At 45.6% G+C, this 19,547-nt stretch carries 20 protein-coding genes; 16 read left to right on the forward strand and 4 right to left on the reverse strand.

The features are described from left to right. Window positions 1–8 precede the first annotated feature (8 nt). A complete protein-coding gene (locus O3A65_02035; GenBank protein ID MDA1331240.1) occupies window positions 9–953 on the forward strand; it encodes a glyoxylate/hydroxypyruvate reductase A in 945 nt (314 codons plus the stop codon). A gap of 13 nt (window positions 954–966) precedes the next feature. On the opposite strand, the gene O3A65_02040 is transcribed toward O3A65_02035, so the two are convergent. Then, window positions 967–2,601: a 3-(methylthio)propionyl-CoA ligase gene (locus tag O3A65_02040; protein MDA1331241.1), complete on the reverse strand. Its 1,635-nt coding sequence runs from the start codon at window positions 2,599–2,601 to the stop codon at window positions 967–969. A 215-nt stretch (window positions 2,602–2,816) separates the two neighbouring features. Between O3A65_02040 and O3A65_02045 the strand changes: the two genes are divergently transcribed. The 11 genes from O3A65_02045 to O3A65_02095 all read left to right on the forward strand — a co-directional run bounded on the left by O3A65_02045 (window position 2,817) and on the right by O3A65_02095 (window position 13,320). Beyond that, a complete protein-coding gene (locus O3A65_02045) occupies window positions 2,817–3,599 on the forward strand; it encodes an ABC transporter substrate-binding protein (GenBank protein ID MDA1331242.1) in 783 nt (260 codons plus the stop codon). Between the two features lie 67 nt (window positions 3,600–3,666). Continuing rightward, on the forward strand, window positions 3,667–3,981 hold the full coding sequence (locus O3A65_02050; GenBank protein MDA1331243.1) for a hypothetical protein: 315 nt from the start codon (window positions 3,667–3,669) through the stop codon (window positions 3,979–3,981). Window positions 3,982–4,057: 76 nt separating this feature from the next. Continuing rightward, window positions 4,058–5,005, forward strand: coding sequence for a branched-chain amino acid ABC transporter permease (locus O3A65_02055; GenBank protein ID MDA1331244.1), 948 nt, complete (start codon window positions 4,058–4,060; stop codon window positions 5,003–5,005). A 1-nt stretch (window position 5,006) separates the two neighbouring features. Then, complete coding sequence (locus O3A65_02060; GenBank protein ID MDA1331245.1) at window positions 5,007–6,224, forward strand: branched-chain amino acid ABC transporter permease; 1,218 nt, start codon at window positions 5,007–5,009, stop codon at window positions 6,222–6,224. A gap of 8 nt (window positions 6,225–6,232) precedes the next feature. Next, a complete protein-coding gene (locus O3A65_02065) occupies window positions 6,233–7,006 on the forward strand; it encodes an ABC transporter ATP-binding protein (protein MDA1331246.1) in 774 nt (257 codons plus the stop codon). Window positions 7,007–7,014: 8 nt separating this feature from the next. Next, the gene (locus O3A65_02070; protein MDA1331247.1) at window positions 7,015–7,710 is read left to right on the forward strand and encodes an ABC transporter ATP-binding protein; all 696 of its coding nucleotides are present in this window, start codon (window positions 7,015–7,017) and stop codon (window positions 7,708–7,710) included. 60 nt (window positions 7,711–7,770) lie between these two features. Then, entirely contained in the window at window positions 7,771–9,876 is a 2,106-nt protein-coding gene (locus O3A65_02075; GenBank protein MDA1331248.1) for a 3-hydroxyacyl-CoA dehydrogenase NAD-binding domain-containing protein, read from the forward strand. 27 nt (window positions 9,877–9,903) lie between these two features. Further along, window positions 9,904–11,082: an acetyl-CoA C-acyltransferase gene (locus O3A65_02080; protein ID MDA1331249.1), complete on the forward strand. Its 1,179-nt coding sequence runs from the start codon at window positions 9,904–9,906 to the stop codon at window positions 11,080–11,082. A gap of 65 nt (window positions 11,083–11,147) precedes the next feature. Beyond that, the gene (locus O3A65_02085; GenBank protein ID MDA1331250.1) at window positions 11,148–11,924 is read left to right on the forward strand and encodes an SDR family oxidoreductase; all 777 of its coding nucleotides are present in this window, start codon (window positions 11,148–11,150) and stop codon (window positions 11,922–11,924) included. A gap of 23 nt (window positions 11,925–11,947) precedes the next feature. Beyond that, entirely contained in the window at window positions 11,948–12,379 is a 432-nt protein-coding gene (locus O3A65_02090; protein ID MDA1331251.1) for a PaaI family thioesterase, read from the forward strand. Next, complete coding sequence (locus tag O3A65_02095) at window positions 12,376–13,320, forward strand: alpha/beta hydrolase (protein MDA1331252.1); 945 nt, start codon at window positions 12,376–12,378, stop codon at window positions 13,318–13,320. The genes O3A65_02090 and O3A65_02095 overlap by 4 nt, the downstream gene beginning before the upstream one ends. A 46-nt stretch (window positions 13,321–13,366) precedes the next feature. Here O3A65_02095 and O3A65_02100 read toward each other — a convergent pair whose 3' ends face one another. From O3A65_02100 to O3A65_02110, 3 genes are read right to left on the reverse strand one after another with little or no spacing between them, the layout of a single operon-like run. Beyond that, the gene (locus tag O3A65_02100) at window positions 13,367–13,852 is read right to left on the reverse strand and encodes a hypothetical protein (protein ID MDA1331253.1); all 486 of its coding nucleotides are present in this window, start codon (window positions 13,850–13,852) and stop codon (window positions 13,367–13,369) included. A gap of 11 nt (window positions 13,853–13,863) precedes the next feature. Beyond that, on the reverse strand, window positions 13,864–15,489 hold the full coding sequence (locus O3A65_02105; protein MDA1331254.1) for a hypothetical protein: 1,626 nt from the start codon (window positions 15,487–15,489) through the stop codon (window positions 13,864–13,866). Window positions 15,490–15,546: 57 nt separating this feature from the next. Further along, window positions 15,547–16,350 (reverse strand): fumarylacetoacetate hydrolase family protein, encoded by an 804-nt coding sequence (locus tag O3A65_02110; GenBank protein ID MDA1331255.1) that lies wholly within the window; start codon window positions 16,348–16,350, stop codon window positions 15,547–15,549. 138 nt (window positions 16,351–16,488) lie between these two features. Between O3A65_02110 and O3A65_02115 the strand changes: the two genes are divergently transcribed. The 4 genes from O3A65_02115 to O3A65_02130 are packed head-to-tail and all read left to right on the forward strand — an operon-like array spanning window position 16,489 to window position 19,387. Continuing rightward, entirely contained in the window at window positions 16,489–17,508 is a 1,020-nt protein-coding gene (locus tag O3A65_02115) for a transporter substrate-binding domain-containing protein (protein MDA1331256.1), read from the forward strand. A 57-nt stretch (window positions 17,509–17,565) separates the two neighbouring features. Then, window positions 17,566–18,204 (forward strand): MotA/TolQ/ExbB proton channel family protein, encoded by a 639-nt coding sequence (locus O3A65_02120; protein MDA1331257.1) that lies wholly within the window; start codon window positions 17,566–17,568, stop codon window positions 18,202–18,204. A gap of 50 nt (window positions 18,205–18,254) precedes the next feature. Beyond that, window positions 18,255–18,671 carry a biopolymer transporter ExbD gene (locus O3A65_02125; protein MDA1331258.1) on the forward strand — a complete coding sequence of 139 codons (417 nt, stop codon included), beginning with the start codon at window positions 18,255–18,257 and terminating at the stop codon, window positions 18,669–18,671. Between the two features lie 20 nt (window positions 18,672–18,691). Further along, window positions 18,692–19,387 (forward strand): energy transducer TonB, encoded by a 696-nt coding sequence (locus tag O3A65_02130; GenBank protein MDA1331259.1) that lies wholly within the window; start codon window positions 18,692–18,694, stop codon window positions 19,385–19,387. Window positions 19,388–19,547 lie beyond the last annotated feature (160 nt).

Genomic DNA, 19,547 nt, shown 5'->3' on the forward strand with positions numbered 1-19,547 from the left:
CGATCAGCATGTCAAAGCCGCGGCCAGTCATCGGTTTTTATAGTGAATTGGGTGCAGAAACAGTTTGGAGGTTTCGGATAGAGCAAGATCTGCCACAGTTTCAATTTGAGTTGCTCAAGGATGTTGAGGACGAGTGTGCTGTTCGGTATGCTTTGGTTTGGAATCCGCCAGCAGGTTTTCTTAAAGGTTTTGTTAATTTACGGGCAATCTTTGTATTAGGAGCGGGAGTTGATTCGTTACTCAAAGATCCGGAATTGCCGCACGTCCCGATTATCCGATTGTCCGATGCGGGTATGGCCCAACAAATGGCGCATTACGTAATCTATGGGGTCCTTCGTTTTCAGAGGCAATTTGAGGCATATCGGCAACTACAGGATGCGCGGCAGTGGAAGCCCATTGAGGATATTGAGCCAATAGAACAGTTTCCCGTCGGAGTGATGGGCCTAGGAGCGATTGGTTTGATCGTTGCTCGGCAACTCGCTCAAATTGGATTTTCTGTTTTAGGTTGGAGTACCGGCCCTAAGGCCCTCGATAATATACGCACCTTTGATGGTGAGAATGGTTTATCTGCCTTTCTCATAGAGTCTCGTGTTGTCGTGAATTTACTCCCATTGACAGATAAGACCAAAGGGTTAATCAATAAGAAATTCTTCAGTCGCATGTCGGCTCGATCCTTCTTGATCAACATAGGGCGTGGTCAGCATGTCTGTGAAGAGGATTTGTTAGAAGCCTTGGCTGAAGGGTTGATTGCGGGCGCTATGCTTGATGTTTTTGAAGCAGAACCCTTGCCATCGAAAAGTTCGTTATGGAATCATCCAAACGTGATCATCACTCCTCATGTGTCAGGACTCACAGTCCCGCAGGCGGCTCTTGACCAGATAATCGACAATATCAAACTTGTTGAAACTGGTGATCTGCCGCATTCGACAGTGGATTTAAACAGAGGTTATTAGTTTCCCGTGTAGGTCACGCATCGTCAGAATTATAGTTCGCGAAGTCCTCTCGTAACTTGGTTTTTAAAATTTTTCCTGTAGCGGTATGGGGTATTTCTTTAACAAATACAACATCATCGGGGATACACCATTTGGCGATCTTGCCTACAAAAAACTTCAGAAGTTCCTCTTTGGTGACTGAGGAGTCAGGTTTCTTAACAACCACCAGTAAAGGACGTTCATCCCACTTCGGGTGTGGAATGGCGATTGCAGCGGCTTCGATAATGTCGCTGTGTGCGACTGCGGTATTTTCAATTTCAATAGAACTGACCCACTCACCACCAGATTTAATAACATCTTTTGATCGATCGGTAATTTGCATGTATCCATCAGGATCAATGGTTGCAACATCTCCGGTCATAAACCAACTGTTTTGTTCGGAATCGGTGATTAAAAGATCATCAGAGTGTTTAAAGTAGTTACTTAATACATTCGGACCTCTCACTAGTAGATCGCCAAATGTTGTGCCATCCCAAGGCAGCTCGTTACCGTCTCCGTCAACAATTTTCATGTCAACTCCGAATATGACCCGTCCTTGGCGTGCTTTAAATCTCAATTGAGTATCTCGATCAAATTTGAGGTGTTTGGTTTTGAATTTATTGAAGGTGCCAAGAGGACTCAATTCAGTCATGCCCCAAGCGTGCGCTACTTCGATCTTATGATCGATCTCGAAAGCTCGAATCATTGAGCTCGGACACGCCGAGCCGCCAATCACAATGCGTTTGAGGCTAGGTAATTTTAGGTAGTTGTCTTTAAGGTACCTATCTACGCCTGCCCAAATTGTTGGCACGCCTGCCGATAAAGTGACACTTTCAGCTTGCATCAGTTGGCACAAACTTTGGCCATCCATGGCCGGGCCTGGAAACACTAGTTTTGCGCCCGACATAGTGCATATGTAAGGTAAGCCCCAAGCGTTGACGTGAAACATAGGGACGACAGGCATGACAACATCTATGGCTGATATATTGAGTGCATCTGGCATAGAGGAGATGTAGGTGTGTATGACCGTAGAGCGATGTGAATAGAGTACCCCTTTAGGGTTTCCAGTGGTGCCCGATGTGTAGCAGAGTGACGAAGCACTGCGCTCATCAAAGGTAGGCCAATCGAATTCGTCAGACTGGGCTGCAATGAGTGGTTCATAGGCTACCCAATTGGATAAAGATGTTTCAATGTCAGATTTATCAGTCAGGATAATGATTTTTTCAACAGTCGGTAGTTTTGATATTAGTGATTCGACGAGTGGTATGAAGGTCTCATCGATAAACAATAATTTATCTTCTGCATGATTAATAATGTAAGCGATTTGCTCCGGAAATAGGCGTGGATTTATGGTGTGGCTGATGGCGCCAATGCCTGCAATGCCGAAGTAGGCTTCGTAGTGCCGGTGTGTGTTCCAAGCCAAAGTGCCCAATCGGTCGCCGTGGCTAACGCCGATTGCCAGTAATGCATTGGCGAGCCTTCGTGTCCTTTTATGTGCATCTCGATAAGTGTATCGGTGCATGTCGCCATTGACCATCCTGCTGACGATTTCAGAGTCCCCATGGTAGCGATCTGCATGTCTTAGCATGTGTGATATTAAAAGCGGCACCTCCATCATTTGACCGAGCATTATTTTTCCTAAATGTAACAATTTATCGTAGATTCGACATCATATCGAAAAAAACTTCTGGGAATAACTTAGTTGATCTGAACTTATAATTAGCTGAGTGTGTATGAATGGTGTAAATGGTGTGAATGGTGTGAATGGTGTGAATATAATAAAGTATTAGTTAAGCTATTTAGGGGGGCGTGTGCGATTGATATCTTTAGCTTTGTGTTGCGTTATTGGGTTTACAAGTCTCGTGTGGTCAAACCAATAACGAAGTTTCGATTGGTTTTGTTGAAGGACTGAGTGGCTCTTTTGCCAACATCGGAGAGGTAGCACCGCGACATCTGCAATTAGAGGTAGACGATGTGAACCGCCGCGGGAATCTGCCGGGGGGCATTCGAATAAAAGTACTTCCATTTGATAACAAAACGAATCCGCAAGAAGCTTTATTGGTTTTTCGCTCTGCATTGGATGCGGGAGTTGATTACGTTTTACAGGGTAATAGTTCCAGTGTTGCCATTGCTCTATCCGGTGGAATTGCGAAGCATGATCGCCGCAACCCTGACCATCCTGTGCTTTTTATGAACTATGCAGCACTAGATCCGGCTTTGACAAATGAGTATTGTGAAAAAAGTCACTTTAGATTTGATGCCGATGTCAATATGAAGATGGCCGCTCTCACAGAATATATTGCTGTTCGTAAGGATATTGATTCAGTGTATTTGATCAACCAAGACTACTCTTATGGCCAAGCAGTTTCTGCGGCTGCACGGTCAATGCTTGCATCAAAAAGACCAGATCTACGTATTGTTAGAGATGATTTACACCCGATTGGAAGAGTCAAGGATTTTTCGCCTTACATTGCAAAAATCAAAGCCTCTGGTGCTCGAGCAATCGTGACTGGTAATTGGGGTAGTAATTTGACCCTATTAATTAAGTCCGCAAGACAAATGGGTGTTGATGTTGATTTTTTTACTTTTAATGTGGGCATGACGGGTGGCGTGACGTCTATTGGATAGTCGGGCATTGAACGCGTGCATCAAGTTACAAATTGGCATGGAAATATTAATGAAGTGACGAAAGAGAATGCTAGGCTGTACAGGAAAAAAATATCCTGACGCTTCTGAAGACGCGTATTACGGCTCGATTCGACCTGCCGTTAGAAAGTTAGAGCAAGCAATGATAGAATCAGGAGGCCATAATCCTGAGTCTGTTGGTAGAGGTCTAAGAGACATGGAATTTACGGATGATGTAGGACTTGTTTCGATGCGAGCAGACAACCATCAATTGTTGCAACCTCTTTTTGTGTCGAAGCTTGTTAAAATTTCGGGTAAGCATGATCTGATTGATGTTGAGCACACTGGATTAGGGTTTGAAACACTTGCAGAGATTCCTGCTTAGAAAACCCATATGACAACGACCTGTCAATTTGAGTGATTTAGGTTGAGTTTGTTAAATTAGAAGAAGGAAATTAGATTTGGAATTTTTTCTAATTACGTTACTGAATAGTCTTTCCTACGGATTGCTACTATTTATGCTCTCGTCCGGATTAACGCTGATTTTTAGCATGATGGGTGTCTTGAATTTCGCACATGCAAGCTTTTATATGCTGGGTGCTTACTTTGCTTTTCAAACAGGTTTGGTGTTTGGGTTTTGGGCTGCATTGTTTCTAGCGCCGATTTTGGTCGGGGTTGTAGGCGCAGTCACTGAACGTTATGGGCTGAGAAAAGTTCATAAATTTGGACATGTTGCAGAGCTTCTGTTTACCTTCGGGTTAGCCTATGTGATCGAAGAGGTCGTGCATCTGGTTTGGGGAAGGGCCCCAGTTGACTACCGAATACCAGAATCCTTACAATTCTCGTTGTTTACGCTATTCGATACTCAATACCCTGCCTATCGCGCATTCATGATGATTGTTTCTGTCGGGATGCTGATATCGCTCTATCTCGTGCTTACAAAAACACGTATTGGCCTGATTGTCCAAGCGTCTCTCACGCACCCGGACATGGTTCAAGCGCTTGGGCATAACGTGCCTCGGGTATTCATGCTCGTATTTGCGGGTGGATGTGCTCTAGCGGGTTTAGCTGGTGTATTGGGTGGCAACCTCTTTATTACCGAGCCCGGTATGGCATTTGCTGTTGGGTCAATTGTGTTTGTCGTGGTAGTAGTAGGTGGTATGGGGTCTCTTGTGGGCGCATTTATTGCGTCGTTATTAATAGGCTTTATCCAGACGTTTTCAGTGGGGCTTGATTTGTCGTTTATTGACCTCATGGCTGGATTAGGGGTGATTATTGATTCGAATTCGAGTTTGTACGCTGGTTTGTCCATTACGATTTCGCAAACAGCTCCGGTATTGCCTTATCTGCTGATGGTTTTGATGCTCATAGTTCGGCCACGTGGTCTCATGGGGACGAGAGAAACATAGCATGGAGCGAGTTTTCAATAAGTCACGGCTAATACTTTGGAGTTCGGTTGCTCTGGTATTTGTACTTCTGCCCATTGTGTTTCACGGCGGATTTGCGCTGTCCATACTGTCCCAATTGGGTATTGCCATAATTTTCTCACTCTCGTACAACATGTTGCTTGGGCAAACAGGGCTGCTGTCGTTTGGTCATGCAGTCTATTTTGGTCTCGGTGCTTTCATGACGGCACACGCCATCAATTTTGTTGAGGCGGGGGTCTTTGGTTTACCTATTTCACTTATGCCGCTCCTGGGTGGTTTGACAGGATTAGTCTTTAGTTTGCTTTTGGGTTTTGTAACGACGCGTAGGCCAGGAACGCCATTTGCCATGATTTCACTGGGTATTGCTGAAATGGTTGCCGCCAGTGCGTTGATGTTCACAACTTTCTTCGGAGGGGAGGGTGGCATCGTCACGAATAGAACTGCGGGTGGTGCTGTTTGGGGAATTTCTTATGGACCTCAAATCCAGGTGTACTACCTTATTGCATTGTGGTGTTTTATTTCGATGGCATTAATGTTTGCTATCACGCGTACGCCTTTGGGTCGAATTGCAAATGCTGTTCGGGATAATCCTGAGCGTGCCCAGTTTGTGGGTTATAACCCTACTCGGGTCAGGTGGATCATGATGAGTCTTGCAGGTTTTTTTGCAGGAATTGGTGGCGCGCTTTTAACGATTAACTATGAAATTATTACAGCTGAGTCCTTAGGACTGATGGCCTCTGGAAATGTTGTGCTGATGGCGTTCATTGGTGGCATCGGTCAATTTTGGGGGCCCATTATCGGTGCGGTGTTAGTGACTTTTCTGCAATCTGTTCTATCTAATTTCACCGAGGCTTGGTTGTTGTATTTCGGGCTTCTTTTTCTAATGATTATTCTGTTTTCGCCGGGTGGAATATCGAGCCTCATCACGATTCATGCCCCTGTGTGGCGTGCGGGTGTCATGAAACGACTCATGCCTTCATACCTATTCGCTCTGTGTGCTGGTGGAGCCACCTTAATGGGCATTATCGGAGTGATTGAGTTGTTATATCGAGGGACGTCTTTAGTTGGACCGTATATTGCAGGTAGTTGGATCATTGTGGGGTTACTCCTTTTGGTTGGGGTATTCCTCCTGAGGCATGCAATTAGATCAGTTGACCGGGTGTGGGAGGATTTAACTCCAGAGTTGGCGAGATGGAACTAGGTGAAAGAATGAATCGACATGCGCTAGCTTTGGTTGATGTCCGGAAAAGATTTGGTCAAACTGAAATCATCAATGGGATCAACCTCGAGATTGTCGCTGGTGAGCGACATGCGTTAATTGGCCCTAATGGGGCTGGTAAGTCGACCTTATTCAATCTTATAAGCGGGCGATTCCCTGTATCTTCGGGTTCAATAGCCTTAAATGGGGCTGATATTACGAATAGAGAAGCGCAAGTGATTAATCGCTTGGGGCTTTCTCGAAGTTTTCAAATCACCAACATATTTCCAAAACTCTCGGTATTTGAGAATTTAAGGTGTTCGGTACTCTGGGTATTAGGGCATCGCTATTCATTTTTGCGAAGGGTTTCTGCACTTCGTGACGTTAAGGAAAGTGCGGAGCGTACCCTAGAGATGATTGGTTTAGAGAATCGTCGAGAAAAGATGGCTGGAGAGCTGACGTATGCGGAACAAAGAGCCCTTGAAATAGGAATCACGATTGCATCGGGCGCCAACGTTATTTTGTTGGACGAGCCCACGGCTGGTATGAGTCGTTCGGAATCCGACATTGCCGTTCAATTGATTTCGCGGGTGACTGAAGGGAAAACCTTGCTCATGGTCGAGCATGACATGGGAGTCGTTTTCGATCTTGCTGACCGGATATCGGTCCTCGTCTATGGTGAGGTGATTGCGAGTGGGACGCCGGCTGAAATAAGAATGAGTAAGAAAGTTCAGGAAGCGTATTTGGGCATACCGATCGACGGAGACAAGAAGGAATTCGTATGACGGAAATCATGCTTCGAGTGTCCGATCTGCATGCTTACTATGGTAAGAGTCACGTGCTACAAGGAGTCGATTTGCATGTTCGATCGGGAGAAATAGTCAGTCTCCTTGGGCGAAATGGGGTCGGTCGGTCGACAACAGTTAAAGCAATCATGGGGCAGGTTGAACATACCGGTGAAATTAACTTTCAGAATCAATCTTTATCTGGATTGCGAAGCTATGAAATCGCGCGCAGAGGATTGGGATACGTTCCAGAGAATAGAGACATATTCCCGACGTTAACTGTGCGCCAAAACTTATTGCTCGGTCTCAAATCTGACCAAAAAGAATCACGGTGGTCAGAAGAAGAGATGTACGTTTTGTTTCCCAGTCTCAAAGAGCGATTACATGCTCCGGCTGGCGTCTTGTCTGGCGGTGAGCAACAAATGCTCACGCTGTGCCGAACCTTAATGGGAAATCCAGAGTTAGTCATGATTGATGAGCCGACTGAAGGCCTTGCACCGAAGATTGTAGAACAAATGGCGACCTTATTTGAAGAAATCTCAAAGCGAGGAGTGTCTATTTTATTCGTGGAACAAAAGCTCACGATCGCGTTGAGAATTTCTCAAAGGCTATATGTCATGGGCCATGGTCAAATTGTTTTTGAGGGTTCTCCCGCAGATCTTCAAGCTGATGAGTCTGTACGTAAGGAGTGGCTAGAGGTTTAGTCTAAAGTGTAACCTGTGCCTCTAAATTGGCGAGCCCGGTAATTAATTAGGGGAATATTTATGTCAGAAGTGGTTAGCTATGAAGTACGCGGATCAATTGGTTTGATTCAAATCGATAATCCACCTGTTAATGCATTGTCCGTCAATAAGGGTGTGCTCCAGAGGTTACTAGATGCCATCAAGTCTGGAGATCATGATCCTCGAGTCAACGCTTTTTTAATGATTGGTGGTGGCAAAAATTTTTCGGGTGGTGCGGATATATCTGAATTTGGAAAACCTACAGTACCGGGGATGGCAACGTTAACCGATTTGTTGGCGTACATGGATACGGTTACCAAACCCATTGTGTCGGCTTTGTCGGGACCTACAATGGGCGGTGGATTTGAGCTTGCACTGACCTGTCATTATCGTTTAGCCAGCGCCACTACCGTTATCGCGTTACCTGAAGTCAAGCTGGGTATTTTGCCGGGTGCGGGTGGGACACAAAGGCTTCCAAGAATGATTGGGGCCGAGCGTGCGTTGGAGGTAATGACGACAGGTGATTTGATGTCCGTTGATGAGGCCAAGTCGCTGGGGATTGTTGACGAACTCATTGAGGGTGACTTGCTTGAGGGTGCGTTGCAATGGCTTAAACGTGCTTTGCGTGCTGGATTGGCCGTAGCAAGGGTCAGCCAACGTTCTGTAGAAACATCCATTGATGCTAAACTTTTTATTACTCAAGCCCGAGAAACAGCGCAAAAAAAATGGCGCGGATATCCTGCACCACTTGGCATCGTTGAGTGTGTTGAAGCAGCCATAACTAAGCCTTTCAGAGAGGGTTTACAGATTGAGCGTAAGAATATCGAACAATTGATGTCGACAAACGAGTCAAAATCATTGAGGCATTTATTTTTCGCGGAGAGGCAAGCCAATAAAGTAGATGGCCTTTCAAAGGAGATTGAAGTGTCTTCAGTGCAAACGGTTGCTGTGATTGGTGCTGGAATGATGGGCGCTGGTATCGCGATGAATTTTCTGAATGTAGGTCTTCCAGTACTCATTCTAGACACAAACGAAGATACCCTCCAAAAAGGGATTGATACGATCAAGAGAAATTATCTAGCAACTGTCGAGAAAGGCCGACTCAGTGCTGAGGACCGTGATCAGCGCGTGGCGCTATTGAGTGGCAGCACACAACTCTCCGCTGTTTCTGAAGCTGATTTGGTGATTGAGGCGGTGTATGAGGAGATGGAAGTTAAGAAAGCAATCTTTCGTGAGTTGGATGCTATTTTGAAGCCTACGGCGATTCTTGCTACAAATACTTCAACTTTGGACATCAATCAAATTGCTGGGGTCACGCAACGGCCAGAGCAGGTTATCGGTTTGCATTTTTTTAGTCCGGCTAATGTCATGCGTTTGTTGGAGGTGGTTAGAGCAGATAGAACTTCTCCCAAAGTGATTGCGACGTCAATGCAGATCGCTAAGAACATTAAAAAAATTCCTGTCTGCGTCGGTGTGTGTGATGGTTTTGTTGGGAACCGTATGATTCATACGTACTTAAGAGAGGCTGAGTATTTAATTGAAGAGGGTGCGTTGCCGCAAGAAGTAGATCAGGCCATTGAGTCTTTTGGGTTTGCAATGGGGCCTTTTCGAATGAGTGATTTAGCCGGCTTAGATATTGGGTGGGCTATTCGCAAAAGAAAACAAGCTGAAGGCGCAATGAGTAAGCGGTATGTGACAATACCTGATCGTATTTGTGAGCTCGGTTGGTTTGGTCAAAAAACTGGTCGTGGATATTACACGTATGAGTCTGGAAGTCGGGTGCCACAGGTTAATCCCGAGGCTGCCACAATTATTGAGGCTGCCTCGCGCGAAAAAGGGATTGAACGTCGAACGATAGAGGCTTTTGAAATTGTCGAACGACTCATGTTTGCCTTGATCAATGAAGGCGCTGATATTTTGGCAGAGGGCGTCGCCCAAAGGGCCTCAGACATTGATGTGATCTATGCTTTCGGCTATGGCTTTCCTCGCTATCGAGGTGGGCCGATGTTCTATGCAGATACGATCGGATTGTCTGCAGTTGTTGACGGAATTCAACGCTATTCAAGTCAAGCATTGGGAGATCATTGGAAGGTCTCGACGTACTTAACGAAACTGGTGGATGAAAGCCGAACGTTCGGGTCGATTTAATTTTAATTTTTTTAGGAGCAATAGAGAATGGATGCAGTCATTGTTGATACAGCGCGAACGCCACTGTGTAAAAGTTGGAAAGGTGCGATGAATATGACGCATGGGGCGAGTCTTGGTGCACATGTGGTCAAAGCAGTGGTTGAGCGTTCGCAAATTGATCCACAGGAAGTGGAGGATGTTTTGATGGGTTGCGCAAGTCCTGAAGGTGCGACCGGACAAAATATTGCTCGGCAAATCGCGATTAGGGCAGGGTTGCCGGTGACTGTGTCAGGCTTGACCGTGAATCGATTTTGTTCGTCTGGGCTTCAGACCGTTGCGCTTGCTAGCCAGCGCCTCCTGGCAGGGGAAGATGGGATCTATGTCGCCGGCGGCGTTGAGTCAATATCATGTGTTCAAAATCAAATGAATACCTCTTTTATAGAAGACCCATGGTTGCATGAGAAGAAGCCTGAGATTTACTGGCCTATGCTGCAAACGGCAGAGACCGTTGCAAAGCGTTATCAAATCTCTCGAGAAGTGCAAGATCGATACGGTGCAGAAAGTCAAAATAGGGCTGAGCGAGCAGTTAAAGCTGGCTTGCTCTCGGAGGAGATCGTTCCCATTACAACAACTATGAAAGTGGTTGATAAAGATACTGGTCAGGAACAAATGAGGGAGGTGACCACCTCAAAGGATGAAGGGATTCGCCCTGGAACAACGTATGAGGCGGTTTCTCAAATTAGACCTGCGCTGGAAGGTGGAGTGATTTCTGCGGGGAATGCCAGTCAATTTTCTGACGGCGCTTCAGCGCAATTGATCATGAGTGATCGAGCTGCGGCTTTGCGTGGTCTCAAACCATTGGGTGTTTTTAGAGGGTTTGCAGTCGCTGGATTAGAGCCTGATGAAATGGGCATTGGTCCCGTTTACGCAGTGCCCAAATTGTTAAAGCGCAGTGGACTCAAAGTTGATGATATTGATTTGTGGGAACTCAATGAGGCATTCGCTGTTCAGGTCATATATTGTAGAGATCGCCTGGGTATTCCAAACGAACGACTTAACGTTAATGGAGGTGCTATTGCGATGGGGCACCCTTATGGAGTGAGTGGTAGCCGTTTGGTCGGCCATGCACTTTTGGAAGGACGAAGACGCAATGCTAAATGGGTTGTCGTTACGATGTGCATTGGCGGAGGAATGGGGGCCGCAGGGTTGTTTGAGGTGGTGCATTAAACCGAGGTCTTCATGTGTTCGTATATCGAAGAAGAGTTAACCATTAACGAGATGAAGAGGTTGCAATGAGCTTGAAGGATTTGCAAAATTTGGACGGGAAAGTCGCCCTGATTACTGGTGGATCGCGAGGTCTTGGTCTGCAAATGGCTGAAGTGCTTGGAGAGTTGGGCGCGCAGGTGGTGATTACGGCTCGTAAGGCGGGAGAATTAGAAGAGGCCGCAGCTACGCTAACTAAGCAATCGGTAAAAGTTGAAACGGTGGTCAACGATTTGCAGAATACGGATTCGGTCCAGCCGATGGTTGAGGGTGTTCTAGCGCGCCACGGTCAAATTGATGTCCTCATTAACAATGCGGGTGCGGCTTGGGGCGCGAATGCGGAGGACCACCCGTTAGATGCATGGTACAAGGTGATTAACCTTAACCTTACAGCGCCCTTTTTATTGAGCCAAATTGTTGGGAAGTTATCAATGATTCCTCGGCGGTATGGGAAGATTATTAACATTGCGTCGATTGCGGGATTTGTTGGTACTGAACCGGGCTTTATGCCAACGATTGCGTACAACTCGAGTAAGGGCGGGATTGTTAATTTCACGCGCTCTCTCGCTGTCGAATGGGCGCAATACAACATCACGGTGAATGCGATAGCGCCAGGTGTTTTTCCCTCCAAAATGTCAGAAGGCATGATCGCCCGAGGAAGTGAGCATATTCTGAAGCAAACGCCAATGAGAAAGCTTGGTGGCAGTGAGGACCTTAAAGGTTTGACTGCGTTGCTTGCGACCGATTCCTCTGCATTTATGACGGGGCAAATTGTTGCCGTAGATGGTGGATATTTAGCGGTTTAACTATCTCTTCTTTTATTCAATAAATGGTTCATCCATCAATACAAAGTAGTAATAACGCTACAGGCATTGATATTTACATCCCTTTTGCTGAGTATTTGGGTGTGCGTGCCCATCGACAGGAAAATGGCGAAGTGGAAATTGCATTAGCTCTTAGAAAAGAGCATCATAATTCCTGGGGCGTAGCGCATGGGGGAGTGATATTGAGCGTGCTGGATATGGTGATGGGCTTGAGTGCTAAGTCTATAGATGAGCTGGCCTTGGGTGCAATCACGATTGAGATAAAAACGAATTTCCTTCAAACAGTTACGAAAAATTTGCGGGCAAAAGCTAAAGCGACACGTATGGGTCGAAAATTGATTTTTGTTGAAGGGGAATTATTCAATGAGAATGGGGAGTTAGCAGCTAAAGCAAGTGGGACATTCAAACTCAAGTATCCGAAAGAAAAAATAATATGACCCTAGATACGCAAGCAAGAAATTTGTTAGATGCTGTTAAAGCTTTGGGTGCGCCAGAAATGTGGCAGCTCACGCCTGACGTTGCCCGAGTGGAATACTTGAGACGGACAGCAAAGACGAAAGCCGACGTGGACATTTTTAAGGTTGAAGATCGTCAAATCCCTGGCCCCTTGGGACCGATTGGTATCAGAATTTATAGCCCCCGATCCGCGCAAACTGGTGAACTTTTGCCCGTTTTAGTGTGGTATCACGGTGGAGGGTTCGTCATTGGTGATTTAGATTCTCATGACGCCGCATGTCGTGCGTTAGCCAACCAGGCGGATTGTATTGTCGTTGCTGTTGATTATCGATTGGCGCCTGAGCATAAGTTTCCCGCGGCGGTGATTGATTGCGAAGCCGCATTGATTTGGGTGGCGGAGCATGCGACGGAATTTGGAGGCGATAAAGATAGCTTGGCTGTGGGCGGTGACAGTGCGGGTGGTAACTTGGCAGCCGCAGTCACGTTACTTGCTCGCGACAAAAGAGGCCCACACGTATGTTTTCAATTATTAATTTATCCGTGCGTTGCGGCTGAGCCAGAAACGCGATCGCATTACCAGTTTGCTGAGGGGTACTTGCTGACACGAAAGACAATCACTTGGTTTTATCAGCAATATTTACGCACATCAAAAGATACGCGTGATCCACGGTACGCTCCGTTGGAGGCGGATGATTTGTCCGCGCTCCCACCGGCTTTAATTATTGTGGCTGGATATGATCCACTTAGAGACGAAGGTGTAGACTTTGCGCGTGCACTCATAGAGGCTGGAAATCAGGTGCGCCTATCGAACTACGAGGGCATGATTCATGGCTTTTATCTCATGGGTGGTGTCATCGATCAAGCGGCTGAGGCGATAGAGGAGTCGGCCTGGCAACTGAAAATGGCCTTCCAAAAATCCTAGTACGTATCGAGTGCACTTTGATAATGAAAGTTATTAAATGAGCGCATTAAAATTGAGTATCGAGGATTTTTGACTCATTGAAATTTTCGTGAAGAAACGATTTCATGTGTTGTCGAAAAGGTTTACCGCCCAGCCATGTGAAAATAGCGACCAGCACACAAAAGCCTGAAAACTGCAATTCAAAAAGGATGCGAGGGTCAGAGATAAGTACTTGTACGGTAGGATCTTGTGTGTAGATGCGTAGCATGTTGAGTAACGAGGCCCCTATGAAACCTGCGAACAAACCAATAGCGAGTAAGTGGAATCTAAAATAGCCCTCAAGCGTCGTTCCATGTTCATTTTCGATAATGTTCCCGATGAAAATGGGGATAAACCCATTTAATATTGGCGGTGCATTCTTACGACTAAGCTTCAGTCTTCCAGACTCGATCATCTCTGTTTTTATATCAACGTACCTCTTCGCAGACTGCTCAATCTGTTCTTGAATATTTTGTTGTGATGCCGAGGATCTTAATGTTAATCGTTGGAACATAGTCGACTTAATTACGCACTTTTTAATTTGAGATACCTAACAAGCGCAATCGCTGCGAGTGGTATTGAAATTGCGATGCAGGCTACTGTGATGAATAAGGGTCCTAACTCATCATAGTTCGCTGCTGTTGTGATCAGGCCCGTTTCTCGGTCTTTGACCTCTCGTGCGACGGTATACATTTGGTTAAGATACTTTGTGCCTAGTTGCGCTGCGGATAGCGCCAAATTTGAGAAAGATGCCATGACAGCAAAAAATGTCGCCTTTAAATTCTGAGGTGCAGAGTTGGCAATCCAAGCTAGCATTGGAACCATGGCAATCTGTCCGAGTGGTGACTCCATGGCGGTATCAATTACTGCGATAAAGCGTTGATCGATGACTCCATCCGTGACCTGCGCTGTCCAGTAATGGACACCATAGAACATAGCGATATCAGGAATCATCAATAGGGTGCCTACAATAGCAAGCGCGCCTATGACGTAGGCAATTGATTTCTCAGCCATGAATTTTCTAAAAATAATCATGCCAAATAAGGCTAGGAACGAGGCAATAAGGGAGAGCTTTGCGATGAAGGACTGATCAAACTCCAGTACGTCAATCATCCACCAAGAAGTGCCGGCACCTGTAGTAGGCACTGCACGATATGCGAAAATTATGACTGCTGTGCCTACCAGCACTTGTCGTGCTTTCGGGTCTAACTCTTTCATGAGTTTTGACATCAGGAATAAGATGATGGCCGTTGATATAACGAACACCATTTCTTGAGCGCCTGGTGCGTCGGCTAAGCCAACACTTATCGAGAGTAAAGCGAACGCGAGTCCTCCGCCAAGGATCCACCAATTGACATTTGGTCGCTCACTTTGCACGCGGGTCATTGAGATCGCTGCGTCCTTGGTGTGACCTGACTTAATGAGGTTACGAATAGCTTTTCGTTGGATGAGTGATCCACTGAGAACGCCAAGAATTGAAGACAGAGGTATGAGTAGAGCGATCTGATAAACCGAAAGATAAGCGAGCGATTTTTCGGCTTCGGGTAACTCACCAACCCCATTCATCATCGTAACGTTGAGGAGCGCTACAAATATGCCTCCGACGATGATCGCGAGTCGACCCAATAATTGCATTGTCGTATGCAGGGACCGTATGTGTGCTGGGTCAATGGGCTGACCGTTACGGTTAACGCTCGGAACTGCCTCGACAGTCATAGCGTCCGCAACAACGTCTTGTAACACATAACCAATGGGTCCAAGTAGGGACGATGTGATGAACCACACTTCTGCACTCGCTATCGTTAACATAGCCTCTGTGTGGCCCAGGAGAAGAATCATGATACCTAAACTGACGCCAATCAGCATTGCGCCGAGGTAGACAAATCCACTTTTGACTTTCCAAAACAGATCAACAAGGTGCCCGACGGGCATTTTGAGTGCCCAAGGCAGCATCGCCCAGAAAGCCAGACCAGCTAAAAATTCTGCGGTGAGTCCGAGCTGTTCTTTGACATAGAATGATCCAACAATTTGGGTCAGGGGAGAGAGACCTGCAGCCACGTAGACCATCAGCGGCGGTAAAAAGCTGATTCGAAACTCGCGGATAAGCCCAAAGATATGCTGATCAACCCATTTCCAGATGCTAGCCTTCATATTTACTCCTTGCTTATATTTACTTGGTCTCAGTGAGCCACTTCAACTGTATTCTTATCATGATACGTGGATGCTTACCGACCCGAGTTCTGGGATGGTGAATGTCAGCTGGTCTCCTGGCTGCACAAATTGGGTCTTGATCATTGATCCTGTAATGATAGTCATACCCGCCTTGATGGTTTGACCTTGGTCAAGTATTTTATTTGAGAGCCAGGCAAGTGCGTTGAAGGGGTGCCCGAGCACGTCTCGACCATAGCCTTCGCCTGTTAATTGCCCGTTAATTCTTACAGTACCTTTTAAAGTAGCAAGATCTAGTTGTCGCCAGTCATCCGTCATTTTCCCGTGCACGAGCCCAGCATTCAACGCATTGTCCGCAATCACAGTGAGAATTTCTTGACTGATTCGGTCGTAGTCAGCACGTCTGTCATCTACAATTTCAAGTGCTGGAGCAATGGTATCAATCGCGTCAGCGATATCGGTCGCACAATAGGGGGTTTCTCGGCGGGGTAAGTCTGTCTTTAGAACAGCTGCAATCTCACATTCAATGCACAGCTGTCCGTAATTCTTGGTTAGGAGGGTTACGCCATCTTCGTAGATTAGGTTGCCGTGTAAAGGGCCGCTAAAAGGAGTTGGGAACTTAACAAGATTTTGCATGACTTCAGACGTAAGCGCTACTTTGTAGCCAACGATGTCGCCTAAGCTGGATTTACGAAGCTTAAAGAATTCAGACTGAATCGCATAAGCCTGTGACTCAGTTGTTGGTTTGATATCTATGGGCAGATCGGCGAAGGCAGCGTCTTGACTGTGTTGCTCTAATAAAAGCTGAGCTGCCTTCAAAGCGATTTTGGATTGATTTTGCATAGTGGGAGCATTGTCTCACATGTTTTCAGTACCTTTAGTGTAATATTAGCGACTTTTAACCTCATGGCTTTGTCTCGGGCACTCCTTACTTCCTAACGGGTGAGTGAGGTCGTTAAGATGAAAGTTAATAGGTAATTTATGTTTTCTCTTCGTTTTTTATTACTTGTAATGTTAGTCATTTTTGTGTCGCCACTGACGACGCAGACGTTCGCTCGAGATGATGAGGAGCGGGTGTTGGGGTTAGAGGATGAATATGTCTATGGGCGCAATCGTGGACCCAAGATAGGATACGTCGAACCCGAAATATTTGATCCTTTGTCGGATCCACTCTACCGTGCGGGGTACAAGAATTATCGACCGATTGGTGTGCCAGATGGATTCAAAAAAATGACTGCCATGAAACGAACTGAAGAGTTAGGGGCAATTCTTGCTTGTGCAGATGGTTGGTTTTGGCCTTTTTCGCGTACAGCACGTAAAAATGAACCTGCTGGGCTGGAGATTGAACTCTTAAATGCTGTTGCAAAAAAGCATGATTTAAAAGTTGAGATGATGTGGGTGAACATGGCTACGCGATTTGGTTATGGGGCTCCAGGGGGAGCGTTTGACCTTTCCATTAATCGAGGGCTGTGTGATCTCGTGCTGGGGCTTACCATGACAGGTTCCGACGAACATCAACTTGATCCCAGTGGGATTATTTATACGAAGTCGTTCATGAGCACAGGCTTTGTTCTAGTGACTCCAGGGCCGGTCAAAGGGTTGACCAGCTTGGATGACGTTAAGAGATTGAACATCAAGATTGGTTTGCCTGCATATTCTCCTATGAGTGATTACGCTGTCGCGAATAATATTCCTCATGAAACATTTTTTCAGAATTTCCGAGTGGTTGACGCTATGCTCGATGGCACAGTCGATGCGGCGATGATTTGGTCGGGGGCCATATCGCAAGCGAAATTGAACCGTCCTGATGGTAATCTGGAAATGGTCAAAGGATATATTCCAATTCCGGAGATGCGTTGGAATAGTGCTTGGGGACTTAAAAACACAGAGACAGAATTCAAAAAATTTATTGATGATACCTTTGAGGAAATGCTTAAGTCGGGGGAGATTAAACGGATTGTTGAGCGGTATGGAATGCCTTTCTTCCCTCCCGTTGAATAAGTATTAGTTAGTATAAATATAAATGTTTATTTTTGAGATTGATGAGAGGAAAAACTGATGGATTTTGAAGCAAACATAGAAACAATAATATATTTCAGCAAAATGTCCGGAGGTTTGCTGCCTCTAATGGGGCTCCTTCTCCTAGTTACGATCATAGTTATTGTTGAGCGGTTGTACTTTTATCATCGTGTAGTTAGAAGTGGATCAAATATGGAGCATGACCTGAACGTCATTGAACATCAAAATGCGGATCAGCTCAAAGAGCTAGAGGAGCACTACGAGGCGACGTTGCAAGTGGCGCTCATCAAAGCCGCGAAGTTAGCTAAGGGCAAAGACGCGGAAGAGATGGGTCGAAAAATCGAAGAATCCATTATGTGGGAATTGCCTAAATTAGATCGAGGTATCTGGTTTTTGGATACGTCTGTAACACTGGCACCACTCATGGGGTTGTTGGGAACTATTATAGGGATGGTAGATGCTTTCGATATATTGGGTACGGCTGATACCATAAAAAGTTCGACGAAAATGGTAACAGGTGGAATTGCTGAGGCGCTGGTTGCAACTGGTGCCGGACTTCTGATAGCGATTGTCGCAGTGCTGTTTCTTAATCACTTCAACAAGCGTATTCGCGTTGCGGTGCATCAAATGGATTTAATAAAAACCATGCTCATAAATCGTTTTCACAGTAATTCTTAGTCGCATTTTTGATCAGCTAATCCCCTAATTTATTTAATTAAAAAATACCCATGTTTAGAAGAGATAAAAATAGTTATTTTGTGGCAGACCGGCCTAGGGTCGAAGTCATTCCTATGATTGACATCATGATGTTTCTCTTGGTTTTTTTTGTTGTGTTATCGATAAACATGATCGCCGGGACGGGTTTAGATATGAATCTTCCAGGGTCAAAAACAACTCAAGATATCAAAGAGTCAACGATCACAGTGGGTGTCAAAAAAGATAACCAATTTATTGTTGACGGCGAAAAAATTTCAGGTGAGAGTTTAACTTCTAAGTTGCTTGAGCTTAAGAAGAATCGGAAAGTTTCAGTCATTATCGCAGGTGACAAAGACGTGCAATTAGAGACGTTAATTAACGTCATGGATAGTGTTCGCGGTGCCGGCATCAATTCTGTAGGTATTGCTGCTATAGCGGCTGACCAATAGGGTTAACGAAGAGACCTCACATGTTTGGTAAATACCGCCAAGTGAAAGCACTTTGGCCTGATCTCCATTTAGAAGAGAAAAGGTTCTTGCCCTGGTGGGCGGCGCTTGTGCTTGCATTATTAATACAGGTGTCGCCTTTTCTTGGCGGGTATCTCTATGGGTTATGGATTCCGCAGGTAACTCTTGAGGACGAGGGCTTACCTGAGATAAAAATGTCAGTCCGATTGGACGAGCGGCCGCCTCTTGAGGCGCTAAAGCCGCCTCCTCCAAAACCTAAGGAAGAGCTACCTAAGCCAGAGCTAGAAAAGATAAAAAATACTATCCCACTCGAACCTCCAAGGCCGTTACCTGATGAAATCTCAGCAGAGATTAAATTGCCAGCGCATAAGCCTGAAGAGAAAGAAGATGAAGAAGAAGAAGAAGAGCCAGCGCTTCAATCCGTCTTTCAAGATGCAAGACCTGTGAGGAAAGTGCCGTTCCCTAAATACCCTAGGGAGGCTGAGGATGAGAGTATCGAGGGTAATATTACGGTGCGTATTATGGTTAATGGTGATGGACGGGTCATGGATGTGCAGGTGGTTAACGCCAATCCTCCCGGAGTCTTTAATGAGGAGGTGTTGAGTAGTGTGCGCCAATGGCAGTTTAAGCGTGATGGAACTTTCTCGGAATTTGAACAAAAGTTTATTTTCAAGATTGATCCATGGACGAAATACTGAGTATTAAAAGACTTCGAATGCAGCTATTCAAGTTTAAACCTCGATTTTTGTGACCCAATCTATCAAGATTCCTATTTTATTGTAGACTGTATTCCATTTATTTTATGCTTTTTGGTTTAGTCTCAGGTCTCTTAGACCGATTGAATAAAGTTACAGTCAA

It is taken from the genome of Pseudomonadota bacterium (genome assembly GCA_027624715.1).
Classification (GTDB): Bacteria; Pseudomonadota; Gammaproteobacteria; order Burkholderiales; family Eutrophovitaceae; genus Eutrophovita.